Origin of the sequence: Congzhengia minquanensis, assembly GCF_014384785.1 — a bacterium.
GTDB classification, from domain to species: domain Bacteria; phylum Bacillota; class Clostridia; order UBA1381; family UBA9506; genus Congzhengia; species Congzhengia minquanensis.
In genome coordinates this window covers 277,842-293,549 of the sequence record NZ_JACRSU010000001.1, presented here as the reverse complement: position 1 = coordinate 293,549, position 15,708 = coordinate 277,842, and the positions used below count along the sequence as shown (strand labels likewise).

Annotated in this window: 17 protein-coding genes; 14 read left to right on the top strand and 3 right to left on the bottom strand. The window is 45.9% G+C overall.

What is annotated here, in order from left to right:
- Positions 1 to 4: 4 nt before the first annotated feature.
- The gene (locus H8698_RS01430) at positions 5 to 1,759 is read right to left on the bottom strand and encodes a Na/Pi cotransporter family protein (RefSeq protein ID WP_249310855.1); all 1,755 of its coding nucleotides are present in this window, start codon (positions 1,757 to 1,759) and stop codon (positions 5 to 7) included.
- Between the two features lie 101 nt (positions 1,760 to 1,860).
- Complete coding sequence (locus tag H8698_RS01425) at positions 1,861 to 2,655, bottom strand: helix-turn-helix transcriptional regulator (RefSeq protein WP_249310854.1); 795 nt, start codon at positions 2,653 to 2,655, stop codon at positions 1,861 to 1,863.
- Positions 2,656 to 2,862: 207 nt separating this feature from the next.
- On the opposite strand from H8698_RS01425, the gene H8698_RS01420 reads away from it, so the two are divergent.
- On the top strand, positions 2,863 to 4,242 hold the full coding sequence (locus H8698_RS01420; protein ID WP_249310853.1) for a hypothetical protein: 1,380 nt from the start codon (positions 2,863 to 2,865) through the stop codon (positions 4,240 to 4,242).
- Between the two features lie 107 nt (positions 4,243 to 4,349).
- Here the strand turns inward: H8698_RS01420 and H8698_RS01415 are convergent, their stop codons facing one another.
- Complete coding sequence (locus tag H8698_RS01415) at positions 4,350 to 5,138, bottom strand: AraC family transcriptional regulator (RefSeq protein WP_249310852.1); 789 nt, start codon at positions 5,136 to 5,138, stop codon at positions 4,350 to 4,352.
- Positions 5,139 to 5,277: 139 nt separating this feature from the next.
- Here H8698_RS01415 and H8698_RS01410 point away from each other — a divergent pair, with 139 nt between their 5' ends.
- The 13 genes from H8698_RS01410 to H8698_RS01350 all read left to right on the top strand — a co-directional run bounded on the left by H8698_RS01410 (position 5,278) and on the right by H8698_RS01350 (position 15,686).
- Positions 5,278 to 6,093: a glycoside hydrolase family 16 protein gene (locus H8698_RS01410; protein WP_249310851.1), complete on the top strand. Its 816-nt coding sequence runs from the start codon at positions 5,278 to 5,280 to the stop codon at positions 6,091 to 6,093.
- 179 nt (positions 6,094 to 6,272) lie between these two features.
- On the top strand, positions 6,273 to 7,022 hold the full coding sequence (locus H8698_RS01405; protein WP_337400438.1) for an AzlC family ABC transporter permease: 750 nt from the start codon (positions 6,273 to 6,275) through the stop codon (positions 7,020 to 7,022).
- Positions 7,019 to 7,342: an AzlD domain-containing protein gene (locus H8698_RS01400; protein ID WP_249310850.1), complete on the top strand. Its 324-nt coding sequence runs from the start codon at positions 7,019 to 7,021 to the stop codon at positions 7,340 to 7,342. The genes H8698_RS01405 and H8698_RS01400 overlap by 4 nt, the downstream gene beginning before the upstream one ends.
- Before the next feature lie 81 nt (positions 7,343 to 7,423).
- A complete protein-coding gene (locus tag H8698_RS01395) occupies positions 7,424 to 8,134 on the top strand; it encodes a tRNA 2-thiocytidine biosynthesis TtcA family protein (protein ID WP_249310849.1) in 711 nt (236 codons plus the stop codon).
- A gap of 21 nt (positions 8,135 to 8,155) precedes the next feature.
- Complete coding sequence (locus tag H8698_RS01390; RefSeq protein ID WP_249310848.1) at positions 8,156 to 10,471, top strand: phosphodiester glycosidase family protein; 2,316 nt, start codon at positions 8,156 to 8,158, stop codon at positions 10,469 to 10,471.
- A 5-nt stretch (positions 10,472 to 10,476) separates the two neighbouring features.
- Positions 10,477 to 11,124: an endonuclease III gene (gene nth, locus H8698_RS01385; protein ID WP_177679016.1), complete on the top strand. Its 648-nt coding sequence runs from the start codon at positions 10,477 to 10,479 to the stop codon at positions 11,122 to 11,124.
- On the top strand, positions 11,121 to 11,933 hold the full coding sequence (locus tag H8698_RS01380) for a TlyA family RNA methyltransferase (RefSeq protein WP_249310847.1): 813 nt from the start codon (positions 11,121 to 11,123) through the stop codon (positions 11,931 to 11,933). The genes nth and H8698_RS01380 overlap by 4 nt, the downstream gene beginning before the upstream one ends.
- A gap of 48 nt (positions 11,934 to 11,981) precedes the next feature.
- Entirely contained in the window at positions 11,982 to 12,206 is a 225-nt protein-coding gene (locus H8698_RS01375) for a DUF1294 domain-containing protein (RefSeq protein WP_249310846.1), read from the top strand.
- 180 nt (positions 12,207 to 12,386) lie between these two features.
- Positions 12,387 to 12,728, top strand: coding sequence for a 50S ribosomal protein L19 (rplS, locus tag H8698_RS01370; RefSeq protein ID WP_249310845.1), 342 nt, complete (start codon positions 12,387 to 12,389; stop codon positions 12,726 to 12,728).
- Positions 12,729 to 12,895: 167 nt separating this feature from the next.
- A complete protein-coding gene (gene lepB / locus H8698_RS01365) occupies positions 12,896 to 13,777 on the top strand; it encodes a signal peptidase I (RefSeq protein ID WP_249310844.1) in 882 nt (293 codons plus the stop codon).
- Between the two features lie 78 nt (positions 13,778 to 13,855).
- Positions 13,856 to 14,722 carry a ribosome biogenesis GTPase YlqF gene (gene ylqF, locus H8698_RS01360; protein WP_249310843.1) on the top strand — a complete coding sequence of 289 codons (867 nt, stop codon included), beginning with the start codon at positions 13,856 to 13,858 and terminating at the stop codon, positions 14,720 to 14,722.
- Entirely contained in the window at positions 14,719 to 15,333 is a 615-nt protein-coding gene (gene rnhB / locus H8698_RS01355; RefSeq protein WP_249310842.1) for a ribonuclease HII, read from the top strand. The genes ylqF and rnhB overlap by 4 nt, the downstream gene beginning before the upstream one ends.
- Positions 15,330 to 15,686 (top strand): YraN family protein, encoded by a 357-nt coding sequence (locus H8698_RS01350; protein ID WP_249310841.1) that lies wholly within the window; start codon positions 15,330 to 15,332, stop codon positions 15,684 to 15,686. The genes rnhB and H8698_RS01350 overlap by 4 nt, the downstream gene beginning before the upstream one ends.
- Positions 15,687 to 15,708 lie beyond the last annotated feature (22 nt).

Sequence of the window (15,708 nt, the reverse complement as noted above, 5' to 3'; positions counted from 1 at the left end):
TGAATTAAATTACATACTTTTGTTTATAAGCCTCATACCGCTGTGCAAAATCGTTGCCGCCGCTTCCCTTAACGTTGGAGAGATATTCGTGGGTTTCAAAGCTGTCGTTGGCAACCTCAATTAAGCAGACCGCAACGTTGGAGCAGTGGTCTGCCACCCGCTCGTAGTTGGTTAATAGGTCGGAGAACACAAACCCGGTTTCAATGGAACACTCGTTTTTGCGCACCCGCTGAATGTGCCTGTTTTTCATTTTGTTTTTCAGCCGGTCAATCAGTTGTTCTAATGGCTCAACCTGTTTTGCAAGCTCTAAGTCCTCTTTCATAAACGCATCGGTGGTCAGTGTTAAAATCTCTGTCACTGCACGGGAGATAACCTGAATTTCTTTCATACCATCTGCGGAGAACGTGATTTTTTTGGTAAATATTTCCTCTGCCACCTCAGCTAAATTTACAGCATGGTCGCTCATGCGCTCAAAATCGCCGATTGAGTGGAGCAGGTTCGATATTTCATGGCTGTCATCCAACGACAAGCTTTCGCGGCTTAGCTTTACCAGATAGGTGCCTAGCTTGTCCTCATATTTGTCCACAATCTCCTCATTTTCCCGAATAATGGCCGCCTTTTCACTGCTGAAATCCTTTATGAGCGACATAGCCAAAAACAGGCTGTCCCGGGAGAGCACCGCCATGTGATCGGTCACGTCCTTTGCACGGGCTATGGCAACCGAGGGGGTAGCAAGCAAACGCTCGTCCAACAGAGAAATTTTCTCTTCTTTTCCGTTGGGGCCATCTTCTTTAATAATAAAATACGCCAGTTTCTCCAGCCATTTTGTAAAGGGGAACAAAATCAGCGTAGACGTTAAGTTAAAAATGGTGTGCACCGCTGCAATTCCTGCCGCATTAATGGAATCGTTAATAAACGGAAATCCAATTGTGGCTTTTAAGGTGTAAAACAAAATTAAAAAGACAAGCGCGCCAATTAAGTTAAAGCACAGATGAACCACAGCCGTTCTTCTGGCGTTTTTGTTGGTGCCGATGGAAGAGAGCAGAGCTGTTACCGTGGTGCCAATGTTCTGCCCTAAGATAATGGGAACGGCATTGGCATATGTAATACTGCCTGTAACAGAAAGGGCTTGCAGAATTCCCACAGACGCAGAGGAGCTTTGAATAATAGCCGTGAGCAGTGCGCCGGTTAAAATGCCTAAAATAGGGTTTGAGAACAGAAGCAGTATGTTTGCAAAATCAGGATTTTCGGCAAGGGGCTTTACTGCGGCAGACATCATATCCATGCCGGTCATCAGCACCGCAAAGCCAAGAAAAATTGAGCCGGTGGCTTTTGTGTTGTCAGACTTTGAAAACATAGCAAAAATAATGCCAATGAACGCTAAAATCGGCGCAAAGGACGAAGGCTTTACCAGCTGAAGAAAAAAATTGTCCCCCTGAATTCCGGAAAGGCTCAGCAGCCACGAAGTCACCGTAGTACCAATGTTTGCGCCCATGATTACGCCGATGGACTGTGAGAGCTTCATAATGCCGGAGTTTACAAACCCTACCACCATAACCGTGGTGGCGGAGGAGCTTTGAATGATGGCCGTAACGCCTACGCCTAATAGCAGGCCCTTAATGGGGCTGGAGGTTAAGTGCTCTAAAATTGACTTTAACCGGTCGCCTGAGCGCTTTTCCAAGCCCTCGCCCATTACATTCATTCCAAACAGAAAAATTGCAAGACCACCTAATAGTGTAAATACTGAAAAAATACTCATTTTTTCCTCCGTAAACAAATACTTTACATCCATTTTATTATATTCTCGTTAAGTTTAAAATAGATTTATGTAAAATTTATGTAAAATTTGTAGCAAACTGGTTAAATTCTGTTCTTTTTCTTATATTCTCCCGGTGTCATTCCTTTTAATTTTTTAAAGGTCTGGGTAAAGTGGCTGCTGTCGTTAAACCCGCACAATGATGCGACTTCGGTAACCGACTCAGAAGTGGTAACAAGCAGCCGTTCTGCATTTTGAATTCTAACCAGGGTTAAAAATTCGTGAAACCCCACCCCTGCGTAGCTTTTAAACTTCTTTGAAAAATGGCTTTTGCTCATGTTATATTTTAATGCCAAATCATCAAGGGAAATATCCAGCATGTAGTGCTCGGTAATGTCTATTTTCACCTGCTCCATCAGCGGGTTGGATTCTGGAACGGGACTGCCGGCAGTAATCCTGGAAAGATGAATGAGCAAAAGACTTGTTAAAACTTCAACCGCACAGAGTGACAACGGTTCATCTCGTTTATATTCTTTTCCGATTTCCTCTAAAAGGGGGAACAAACTCCAGCCGTCTTTAATGTGCGGAGTTTGAAAACAGGTTAACATCTGTTTGTCCATATTTTTAATATGGGTGGGAAAAAACGAAAGAATAATTCGTTCAGTGTTGCCGGTGAAATGATAGGTTTGATGTTTAACAAAGGGAGGAATTAACGCAAAATCGCCGGGGGAAAGGAGAACAATTCCGTAATCTGTAAAATAAAGAATATTGCCGGAAATAAGAAAAAAAACTTCATAATTGGCATGGCAGTGCACATCCGGTAACAGATACGACTCTTGGAGCGCAACGCGGGAATAAAAAATGCCGTTAGAACACTCATTAAAATAAACAATCGCCATGGCATTACCACCTCCTGTTGATTTAATAGCATTCATTTATTGTTTTTATTATATCATATTTTCATTTTCAAAAACAATTTTTTTATGTTTTTTTATCTGTTTTGCACTAAAATATTATGGTTATCTGAAACTGTTTCGGATATAATGTTGTTAATAAACTATGGGGATAGTTTATCAAATGATTAACGAAGAAGAGAGGTAGGTTTTATGAAAAATTTTTTTGCGGTATTTTTTAGTGTTACATTGCTGTTGAGCGCAATTACGCCGGCAAGCCGTGCTGCTGAGGAGCAGACGGGGCCTGAAGGCACTTTTCAGCTTGAGTTTGAAACTCTGGCGGAAGCAGCTCAACTTGATAACGTGCAAAAGGTAACAAGTCCGGCAAATCCGGGCGACATGTCGACAAAATATGCCAGCGGGGAGTCATTTTGGGGGCATACCGGAACTCAAACAGACCCGAGTGCAACCTTTACATTTACTGCACCAAAGGCTGGGTATTATGAAGTTTATTACGCACTTGGCAATGCTGGAGCAAACACAACGGACTTGAGTCAAGTGTCACTTACCGTAAATGATGTGTTAGTTGGTGACAATATAAAAAACAACACGCAAATAGAGGATCTCTCCCAATACCAGGATAATGGAGATGGAACGAAAAAACGGATTTACCCTTGGCAATATATGGGCATGATGCTGTTTAAAGGTTCTTCTGTTTGCTATCTCAACGCGGGAGAGAATAGCCTGAAGGCGGAAGTGATTAAATCAGGCGGCAACATGCCGGCATACAAGTTTTTTGCCGATTACATTAAATTTGTTCCGACCAAAGGAACGATTATTGCATCTGAGGGAACTATAATTGAAGCAGAAAATATGACGTCGCAATTTCCGGTAGAGATTACCGGCGCAAGCGGCGGTAAATGGATTGGGAAGGATGCTGTAACCGTAGCTGGTGAAGAAGCAACAACGGAACTGAAACCGATTCAAACGCTGGTAACGTTTCCTGAAAGCCGGTATTATGATTTATCATTTGTTACAACCAAATGGAGCAGCTCTGTCAGCGAAATATCTTTGCATCTTGGCGGCAATAAAATTGGCGGCAACAAAGAAGACCAGCAAATCGGAGTGAATGTGCAGGACAGATTTACAGGCACGGAGGGCGCGGCAAACTGGACAAAACAATGGTGTAATATGATGGAATATTCCAAAAGCGTCTGGATTGAAGCCGGCACCTATCCGCTGGAAATTCAGGTTGCTTGCTGTGAACATCAGGACTATACTACAGTTGTAAAGTATTTTGTGGATTACGTCAGCTTTAAACCTACGGCAGATTCAGTTGAAAAAGATGATTTAAATAACTATATGGCAAAGGTTTATTTCGGTGCGCCGGTGTCCGGCACGGCAATGATTGCGCTGTATAACGGACAAGAACTTTTAGGCGTCAGCTCAAAAAGTGTGTCCGAGGCGCAGTATGTTGAAACAAGCAGCGTGCAGATGGACAAAACGGTTACCAAAGTGAAGGTATTTGTTTGGGACGGTTTTGAGAACTGTATTCCGCAGATTGTGTGCAAAGAAATAATAGTTTCAGAATAATGGTTTTCTGCCAATCAGGTCGCCGGCAAACGCCGGCGGCCTTCTCTGTTCTTTTAAGAAGACTCAATTACCTTAACATTCGTATTGCCAGCCTCTTATATCTCGGTTTAAATAATTCGCTTAACAGATTTTCTGAGGCAGGCTGGTGTTTGGTGAAATTCCTTTTTAAAGACAGTGTCAAAATACTGACGGCTGCAAAATCCGCATAAATCTGCAATTTTATCTAAGGAAAGCCTGCTGTTCAGTACGAGATGGCGGGCCAATTTTAAACGTTCAATTTGTAAAAAGCGCCAGGGGGTTTGACCGGTAAGTTCTTTAAAAGTTTTGTGAAAAAAACTGGGGCTTAGCGCTGCGGACCTTGCTATATCCGCCAAAGTCAGTTCTTCTTTCAGATGCTTTTTCATAAATTCCTCTGCGGCATAAATGTTGTCGGCGTAAACCTTAAGCGATCCGCCGGTATATAGTTTTTGCTCTCGCAGTATTCCGGCCAGAATTTGGGTCAGCTTCCCGGAAATCATTGTTTCCCATCCGGCAGAGTGGTAAGAAAATTCCTGCACACATTCCGAAAAAAGCCCGGAAAACCACTGATAATTGAATGCCTTATATACCAATGGAGCAAGACTTAGCGCTTCAATTTCATCGGTAGGAAATGTCGGCATAAATTTAATGAAATAGCATTCAAAGCTTTTTTTGCTGTATCTGTTTGAACCGGGAGCGGCCAAAAGAATGTTTCCTATACGGTGGGGATAAGCAACGCCGTTTATAAAACTAAAACCGTTTTCTGTGGTGTAGAATTCCAAATCAAAACAGTCGACCGGACGCAGCGGCGTAGTTTCGCATTTAAAAAACTGTTTCGATACATAATATCCGACTTCAATCAAATGAAAAAGAGTCAAAGCATTCACCGTCCAAAATAAGATTTTGTAAAAAATAGATAATATTATACATAGAAAAATAGGTGAAATATCTCTATAATAAATATTATCTTAGAAAAATTTATAAAAGTCAATAAAAAATAAGGACGTGATGAAAAAAATGGAATTTCAAGTTAAGGGACATGCACCGAGTTTATTGCCTCCGGGAAACTGGAAATTGGTTTGGTACGATGAATTTGACGGAACGGAGCTTGACAGAAGCAAATGGGATTTTCGGCTGCATATGATGGGAAAGCGCCATAAAACATGGGATGATGAGGGCGTAAGACTTGATGGAAAGTCACATGCTGTGTTTTCCATATACGAAAAAAACGGCGAAATATGTTCCTCTCAGCTTCAGACAGGGTATAATTTTATGGATGCAGAAAGCGCGGAGGAGGATTGTTGGAACGGCGGCCTCGTTTGGCCAATCGGCAAATTTAAAGAACACAAATTTTTGCATAAATTCGGATATTATGAATGCCGGTGCAAGCTTCAGAAAAAAACAGGGTGGTGGTCTGCGTTCTGGCTGCAGTCTCCGGTCATCGGTTCCAGTTCTGATCCACAAGTTTCCGGCGTGGAAAATGATATTATGGAAAGCTTTACGCCTGGGAAAATCATTGAACATTGCAATCATTTTAACGGGTACGGCGAAGATCATCAGGTTGCAAAGGCCGGAAACGGATTGGCACTTGATGTGGACGAATGGCATGTGTTTGGAATGAAATGGAATGAAAATGGATATACCTTTTACGTTGATGGAAAAGAAGACGGACACATCAGCGGGCCTGTTTCACAAATTCCGCAGTTTATATTGATTTCTACCGAGGTGAACGGCTACCGCGCTAAAGAACGATGTGCAACAAATGAGGCGAAAGAGGCTGTAGGAGACGTATTCACAGTGGATTATGTACGTGTATTTGACGAGATAAAATAGAAAAAAGCATTGATTTAACGGATTTTAAATTCAGATTAAGGGAAAGAGTGCAAATTTTCTTTTGCACTCTTTCTTTTCGTTTGACCAAACCCACTGTTGCATGGTATAATTATTTTTGAAAATGCTTGCAAGCAACCGTTTTCGTTTTTTGGTACAATATAAACTGAGGTGGAAAAAACGTGTTAAGCAAAAAAAACAATATTATAAGAAAAGAGAATTACCATGCGTTCCGCACTGGCATGCGCGACGGAATTCCAATCGGCTTAGGTTACCTTGCGGTTTCGTTTTCTTTGGGCATTGCCGCCCAAAACGCCGGACTTTCGCCGTTTCAAGGTTTTTTGGTCAGTCTTTTGTGTAACGCTTCGGCGGGGGAATATGCAGGGTTTACCTTAATTGCGGCAGACGCTGCTTTTGTGGAGGTGGCAATTATTACCATGGTTGCCAACGCCAGGTATCTTTTGATGAGCTGCGCCATGAGCCAGCGAATTGCGCCGGCCACAGGCCTTTTGCACCGTCTGCTTCTAAGCTTTGGCTTAACGGACGAGTTGTTCGGCATTGCGGTGGCAAGGCCGGGAAGTATAAATCCATACTACTCCTACGGCGCGTTTTTTGTTGCGTCGCCCTGCTGGGCGTTTGGGACAGCCCTTGGGGCAGTTGCGGGCAATGTGCTCCCAGTGCGGATTGTCAGCGCGTTAAGCGTTGCGCTGTTTGGCATGTTTCTGGCGGTGTTTGTGCCGCCTGCGAGGAAAGATAAAGTCATAGCGGGAATTGTAATCGCCTGCTTTGTGCTTAGCTTTTCCGCGTCTGTCCTGCCGGTTTTGTCCCAGCTTTCCGAGGGCGTGCGGATTATCATTTTAACAGTGGCAATTTCGTCCGCTGCGGCCCTGATTTTTCCGAAAAAAGACGAACCGGAGGAGAAAACGGCATGACACACAACATGTATGCTTACATTTTAATTATGGCGGGCGTAACGTTTGCAATCCGTGCGCTGCCCCTTGCCTTAATTCAAAAACAAATTCAAAACAGATTTTTAAAATCATTTTTATACTATGTGCCCTACGTAACCCTGGCGGTGATGACCTTTCCCGCAATTTTGCACGCCACGCAAAGCCCCGTCTCCGGCGGGTTAGCTCTTGCTGCCGGAGCAGTTTCGGCCTGGCGCGGCGCAGGGCTTTTTAAGGTGGCGGTTATCAGCTGCGCTGTGGTGTTTGCGGCAGAACTGGTTTTAAGCGCCGCGTTCATGCTTTAAGGCCTTATGCTAAAAAAAATAAGGTTGAAAAAAAGGGCGTTTTATGGTAAAATAAATATAGCACCTGTAAGGAGACCAAACATGAAACGAATTTTAAGCAGACTGCGCCGGGCGGCAGAAGACTACAGCATGATTGACAGCGGCGACAGAATCGCTGTGGGGGTTTCCGGCGGGAAGGACTCGTTAGCGGCCCTAATGGCCATGAAAAACCTTCAGCGCTTTTACCCGAAACCGTTTTATTTAGAGGCAATTACCATCGACATGGGCTTTGACAATATGGATTTTACAGCCGTGGCCGCGCTTTGCGCAGAAAACGACATTCCATATCACACAGAAAAATCAGACATAAAACAAATCATTTTTGATTACAGAAAAGAAGAAAATCCCTGCTCGCTGTGTGCGAATCTGCGGCGCGGCGCCATGTGTACCGCGGCAAAAAAGCGGGACATTAAAAAAATTGTTTACGGCCACCATTTTGACGACGTGGTGAACACCTTTTTCCTCAGCCTGTTTTATGAGGGAAGGCTAAACTGCTTTGCCCCCGTTACATATTTAGAGCGGATGGACGTGACGGTGCTGCGTCCGTTGATTTATGTGGAGGAAAAAGACATTGTGCGGTTTGCCAATAACACCGCACTGCCGGTGGTGAAAAGCACCTGTCCGGCGGACAAAAACACCAAACGGCAGTATGTGGCCGACCTGTTAGAAGGGTTAGACCAGGAAAATCCCGGCTTAAAACACCGTATTTTTACAGCGGTTCAAAAATCCGGAATAAAGGGATGGAGCCTTTAGGCAATCAGAAAGGAGCGAATTATGAAAAAACGAATGGTAAGTTTTATTGCAATATTTACCCTGGCGCTGTCTGGCAGCTTTTTCGCAGACGCCGCTGTTTTAAACGAGGTTGTGGAGGAGCGCGAACTGATCGGCGGCGTGACCTATAAACATATTCAGCGGCTTGAGGACTATGGCTGGCAGGACGTTTACGCCGTGCAGGCAGACTTAAAGGCCCCCGGCGTGAAATTAGAGGTTTTAAAAAGTCAAAACGGAGAAAGCTTTTTGGAAAACACCTATCAAATGGCAGTAGACAGTGGGGCCTTAGCTGCGGTGAATGCTGACTTTTTTGCGGCAAAACGGGGCCAGAGCGGCCGGGGCAGCGCCGTGGGCGTTGAGGTGCGGGACGGAAAACTCACGTCTTCTGCCTCGGTAACAGAAAACATGAACACATTTTATAAGGTATTCGGAGACGAGCGGTTCTATGTAAACGCTTTTGTGTTTAACATGAGCGTTACTGCCGCAAACGGCAAGACCGACAAAATTAAGGTTGTGAACAAATACGACGATTTAACAGGTATCGTTATGTATACCGACGATTGGGGCGAATATTCCGTCGGATCAAAAGGCGGCAGCATTGAAGTTGCCGTAGACGAAAACGGCACTGTGGTAAACAAGGTGACGGAGTCAGACCCCATCGTGATTCCAAAGGGCGGCTATGTTTTAGCGTCCCACATGTCCTACAACACGTTTTTGTTAGACAATGTAAACATAGGCGACGTGATTTCGGTGGATATTCAGTCCACGCCGGACATCAATTACATTGAAACTGCAGTGGGCGGCGGCGGAATTATTTTAAGCGAGGGCAAAGTGCCGTCGAAATTCTCCCACAACATATCGGGAAGAAACCCCAGAAGCGCAGTGGGCATTGACCAAACCGGCACAGTTGTTACCATTGTTGCGGTGGACGGCAGAAGAACAGACTCAAAAGGAATGACCCAAACAGAACTGGGCTATTTAATGGCAGATCTTGGCTGTTACACAGCGCTGAACTTTGACGGCGGCGGCTCTACCTTAATGGCGGTGGACAATAACGGCGAAAAAGAGGTTGTAAACAAGCCCTCTGACGGCGGATACCGAAAGGTGACAAACTCGTTAGGAATTATGACCACGGCGGAGGATAACGCACCGGCAACAAGAGCCCGGTTTAACGCTCAGGACAATGTGTTTGTGAATGCATCGGTGAAACTAAACCTTACCGGGGTGGACGATTATAACCGCCAGGCGGCGATTGACACTTCCTCTGCAGTTTATGCCACCGACGGCAGCGGCACTGTATCAGACGGCGTGTTCTACCCGTCTAAAACAGGCACATCTTACGTTACGGCAGAGTGCGGCGGGTTCATCGCGGAAAAGACCTTTACCGTTTTGCCGGCGCCGAGAGAAATGAACTTTAAAGAAACGAAAATCACCTTAAATTCCGGCGAAAGCTACACACCTGTGATTATCGGCAAAGACGCAAGCGGCAGCAAGGCGGAAATCCGTCTGTCCGACGCGGTTGTCACGGTGTCAGGCGGCGCGGTTACCGTTTCCGGCGATACTATTACGGCAGCCGCCCCCGGCGCTGCGGTGGTTACGGCAGTTCTGGGCGAAATTTCAGCCAATATGGCCGTGATGGTTGACGGGGCAGAGGAAATTGCCGTGCCGGACAACATTACCGTACCAGATACACAAAACACATATAAAGATTTAACCGAGGAAGGGGCGTTCCGCTTCTCCGTGTTCGGCAACACCAGAGATGTTTCCACTCTGTTTGACCAATTTATCATGAACAACGCGTTGTATAAAATGAAGCTTTCTTCTGACTTTCAGGTATTTTTGGGAGCAAACGTCAACACAAAGGAGATTGAAAAGGTTTCAAGCAACTATGTGCTGGCAAAAAATTATAACTGTTTCGGCGACGGGCCAAATACGTTCATCACTTTGCCTAACGTGTCCGGCAAGGTTTACACGGGGAATGTTTCCGTGTGGTCGAAATTCCAAAACGATGTGAAAAACGCAGGCCAAAATCTGTTTATCTTTTTAGACAGAAATTTCATTTCCAATAACCAGGTAGAGTTTTTATCCTTTACGAAAACCGTGAACGCAGCAGCACAAAGCGGAAAAAATGTGTATGTGTTCGGCGGCGGCTTCGTAAACCAGAACACGGTGGACGACGGCGTGCGCTACATAAACACCGCAGGTGTGTTCCCAAGCGTAGCGATTGACGGTACCAGCCCCTCTTACATAAAATATGTGTTGGTTACCATTAATGGAAATGAAGTGACATATGAATACAGACCGATTATAGGAGACTGACAACAATGCGAAAAAAAGAAAAAATGCAGGTGATTCACGACTATTTGTGCCAAACCTATGGCGACACCCCCTGTACGCTAACGTATGAAAACCCCTTCGAGCTTTTGGTTTCGGCTTGCCTCGCGGCCCAGTGCACCGACGCGCGGGTGAACATGGTAACGCCGGCGCTGTTTGCAAAATATCCTACGGTTAAAGCCTTTGCCGAGGCCGATACGGCAGACGTAGAGGAGATCATTCGCTCCACAGGCTTTTTCAGAAACAAAGCTAAAAATATTGTGGCCTGCGCCAATGTGCTGATAGACCGGTTTGACGGAAAAGTGCCGGACAACATGGAAGATTTACTCTCCCTCCCCGGGGTGGGGCGCAAAATTGCAAATCTTTTGTTGGGCGACGTGTTTGGCAAGCCATGCATTGTGGTGGACACCCACTGCAAGCGCATAACCGGCCTTTTGGGTCTGACCAAAAACACCGACCCTGCCAAAATTGAGGTGGATTTAAAAAAAATTGTAGACCCGGAATATGGCAGTCTGTTCTGTCATCAGCTGGTGGAGCACGGCAGAAATATTTGTATTGCAAGGCGGCCGCAGTGTTCCATTTGCGGCATGAACACGGTTTGCGACTATTATAACAAAAATACGGGGGCAAAAAATTGACGGATAAAATCAGGCTCGACGCTTATTTAACAGAACACGCCTTAGCGCCCAGCCGGGAAAAGGCTAAGGCATTGATTATGGCGGGCGTGGTGTTTGTGGACAACCAGAAATGCGACAAGGCCGGCACCTTTGTAACAGCGGCACAAACCATTGAGGTGCGTGGCGGCGGCTTAAAATATGTCAGCCGCGGCGGGCTGAAGCTGGAAAAGGCCATGGAGGAGTTTCCCATTTCGCTAAAGGATAAGGTTTGCATGGACATTGGCGCCTCAACCGGCGGTTTTACGGACTGTATGCTTCAAAACGGCGCGAAGAAGGTGTTTGCTGTGGACGTGGGCTATGGCCAGCTTGCCTGGAAATTAAGGTGCGACGACCGGGTGGTGAACTTAGAGCGCACCAACATCCGCTACGTCACGGCGGAAGACATAGGCGAAGCGTTGGATTTTGCCTCGGTGGACGTGGCGTTTATTTCGTTGAAGCTGGTGCTTCCTGTGGCGTTTCAGCTGCTGAAAGAGAACGGCGGGGTTGTGGCGCTTATAAAGCCCCAGTTTGAGGCAGGCAAGGAAAAGGTGGGCAAAAAGGGCGTGGTGAAAGAACAGTCCACCCACATTGAGGTGGTGCGCGCCATCTACGATTTTGCACAGGAAGCGGGTTTTAGCGTTTTGGGCCTTTCCTTTTCTCCCATCAAAGGGCCTGAGGGCAATATTGAATATTTAATTTATTTAAAAAAGGGTGGAGAAACCACCGTTCAGCCTGAGGACGCGGAATCTGTTGTGGCTTGTTCTCACGAGGTTTTGGACAAAAGGGACTAAACCATGCAAATATTTTTAATTCACTTTTTACTTTGGAATTTTGGCGTCATGCTGATATACGGGCTGGATAAGCTGTGCGCGATTTATTCGTTCCGGCGGGTAAGCGAGCAGGCGCTTCTTGCCTGTGCGTTTTTAATGGGCAGCTTTGGCGCAGTGCTTGGAATGGCGCTTTTCCACCACAAAACAGCAAAGCAAAAATTTCGGTTTTTTGTGCCGCTTGCCTGCGTGGTAAATGCCGTAATTTTGGGTGTTTTGGCGTCAGTGCTGCTTTAAATGTAACAAATGGATAAAAAATTCAACTTTTTTTAAAAATACACTTGTTTTTTCTTGGTATTTATATTATAATATACGAATGTGTGAAATTGTATTTTGCAGTTTCATGTTCGTACTACGGATGGTCCTCTGCCGGTTTAGCCGGGCATGAACGTCTTTGAAGGAGAGGAGGAGTTTTTAATGGATTTAATTAAGGAATTAACCAAAGACCAAATCAGAACAGATTTGCCGGAGTTAGAAGTCGGAAGCACCGTAAAAGTGCATGTAAAGGTTAAAGAAGGAAACCGTGAAAGAATTCAGGTGTTTGAAGGCACCATCATTAAGGTTCAGCACGGCGGAATTCAGAAGACGTTTACCGTTCGCCGCCTGTCCTACGGAATTGGCGTTGAACGTACCTTCCCTGTAAATTCACCTAAGATTGCAAAAATCGAGGTTGTAAGAAAGGGTAAAGTAAGAAGAGCAAAGCTCTATTACTTAAGAGACAGAGTCGGCAAGGCTGCAAAGGTAAAAGAAAAACTCTAAAATCGGATTTTGCCGCGTTCGCGGCAAGACTATGAAAAGCGCAGATTGCCGCTTTTACATGTGTAGTCGTAATGGCAGGGGTGCGGATTAAACTCCCTTGCCATTTAAACTATGCGTTCCTATTGAAAAATCGCATAGAATTATTGTCTCGAAAGGGGACGTAAATTATGGATGAAAATAACAGACTTCCTGAAGAAGATGAAAAAAAGGAACCTGAAGAAATAAATAATGTGCCGGAGCCTGACAGCTGCGAGCAGCCTGCGGAGGCACCCGCGGAAACAGACGATAACCTCACCGAGGAGGAATATATCACCGCTCAGGCCTATACCGACAATGTTTTAGACCAAATGGGCCAAACCCAGGTGCGTGGCGGCTGGGCCAAGGAGCTTTACGAATGGACGTCATCTATTGCCATTGCCGTGGTGCTGGCGCTTTTAATAAACCAGTTCCTGTTTGCGCTGGTGCAGGTGGATGGTCAGTCCATGGAGCCAACGCTCTACCATAACGAGCGGCTGGTGGTGCGCAAAGCGTTCTACACGCCAAAGCAAAAAGACATTGTCATTTTAAAATCCGAAGCCATTCAAAAATATATTGTTAAACGTGTCATTGCTCTGCCGGGCCAAACGGTAGACTTTGACGGCGAGCGGAACGTGGTGGTTGACGGGGTAACTTTAGATGAGCCGTATATTAAAGAAAAGCAGATTTCTTTCGGAAACCTGTATGCCTACCCCTTAACCGTGCCGAAAAAGGGCGAAATCGCAAATTTGGATTATATTATGTCTGAGGCAAATTTAAAAGCGGGCAAGGGCACGATGACGTTCGACATGCGGGCGGACGGCAGTGTGGAAATTAAAGGAAGCGAGCTGGTGGCAGACGGCGTGTTTGAAGAAGGAAAGACCACCTATAAGCAAAACTGCTATTTCGTTATGGGCGACAACCGCAATCATTCCAGCGACAGCAGAACCTTAGGGTTAATTCCTGAAAGTGAAGTGGTGGGAAAATCCTCTATCAGGCTGTTTCCGTTTTCTAAAATCGGCAAAATAGATTAAGACAAAAAATAAATTCCACAACGGCAAGGCGGTGCGCACTTGCCGTTGTGCTTATTTTTTACGAATTTGAGGTGTATTATGAATATACAGTGGTTTCCGGGACACATGGCGAAAACCAGACGGCAGATTGAAGAAAAGTTAAAGCTCATTGATGTGGTGGTGGAGATTTTAGACGCGCGGATTCCCGTTTCGTCTCAAAATCCCGACATTTCGGAAATGACAAAAGGCAAGCCTCGGGTTGCGGTGCTGAACAAGGCAGATTTAGCAGACGAAACTGTTACCAAACAGTGGGTTTCATTTTATAAACAAAACAATGTTGAGGTCACCTTGGCAGACTGTGCAAAGGGCCGCGGCATTAACGAGTCGGTGGCCGCGGTTAAGCGCGCATTGGCCGAAAAACTGTCTAATGACAGCGAAAAGGGCATGAACCGCGCTATTAAAATTTTGGTTGCCGGCGTGCCCAACGTGGGCAAATCCTCTTATATAAACCGCCTGTCTGGTAACCGGCGCGCCGCTGTGGGCGACCGCCCCGGAGTCACCCGGGGGCAGCAGTGGATCCGCCTGAAAAACGGCATTGAACTGTTAGACACCCCGGGAATTTTGTGGCCCAAGTTTGAAGACGAAACGGTAGGTCTGCATTTGGCGTTTACCGGCTCCATTAAAGACGAAATTATAGACACCGAGCTTTTGGCCTGCAAACTGGCAGAATTTTTAAACCAAAATTACCGGGAGTTGTTTTGCGCCCGGTATAAGCTGGAAAACACAGAGGGGCTTCAGGGGTTTGAGCTGGTGGAACTGCTGGGCAGAAAACGCGGTTTTGTGGTTTCCGGCGGCGAGATTGACCTTCTGCGGGCCTCCAACATTTTGCTGGACGAGTTTCGTGCAGGAAAAATCGGACGAATCAGCCTGGAAAAGCCCGAAGATTTGGAGGTAAGCGTGCAATGACGTTGTTTGAATTTGACCAAACTGTTCGGGCCGCACACCACGTTTCCTGCTTGGCCGGGGTGGACGAAGCGGGCCGCGGCCCGCTGGCAGGGCCTGTGTTCGCAGCGGCGGTGATTTTGCCGCCTGATTTTCCGGGAGAAGGTATCCGCGACTCGAAAAAGCTTTCCGAAAAAAAACGGGAGGCATTAGAAGCAATAATAAAGGAAAAAGCCCTGGCATTTTCGGTGTGCGCGGCAGAGGTTCCGTTAATTGAAGAAGTTAACATTTTAAACGCTACGTTTATCGCAATGAAATCGGCCCTGGCGAAGCTCACCGTTTGTCCGGAGTTCGTTTTGGTAGACGGCAACCGTTCTCCGGGAATTGAACTATCCCACGATTGCATTGTGGGGGGGGACGATAAAAGCTTGTCTGTGGCTGCAGCGTCTATTTTGGCAAAGGTGGCGCGGGACCGGTTTGTAAAAGAGGTATTGGCAAAAGAATATCCACTGTATCAGTTTGAAAAGCACAAGGGCTACGGCACAAAACTACACTTTGAAAAAATTGCCGAGTTCGGTCCGTGCCCCCAGCACCGGCGTTCATTTTTAAAGAAAAAGTTTGGTGAGTTTAAATGAATGCACAACAAAGCGGAAAGCTTGGGGAAGACGCGGCCTGCGTATATTTAAAAAAGAAACGCTACGCTATTTTGGCCCGAAACTACCGCAAACGGTTCGGCGAAATTGACATTATTGCGCAAAGAAAAAGCAAAATTGTGTTTGTCGAGGTAAAAACCCGTTCCGGCGCGGGCTATGGAATGCCCAGCGAAGCGGTGGACTATTATAAACAGCAAAAGATTATTAAAACCGCACAGAGCTACCTGCTTGAACACCGCTTAGACGGAGAAATTGCTTTTGATGTAATTGAGGTGCTTCTGTCCGGCGGAAAGGTTTTGTCGGTGAACCACATAGAAAACGCATTTATTACATAAATTACTAAAGAAAGAAAATAAA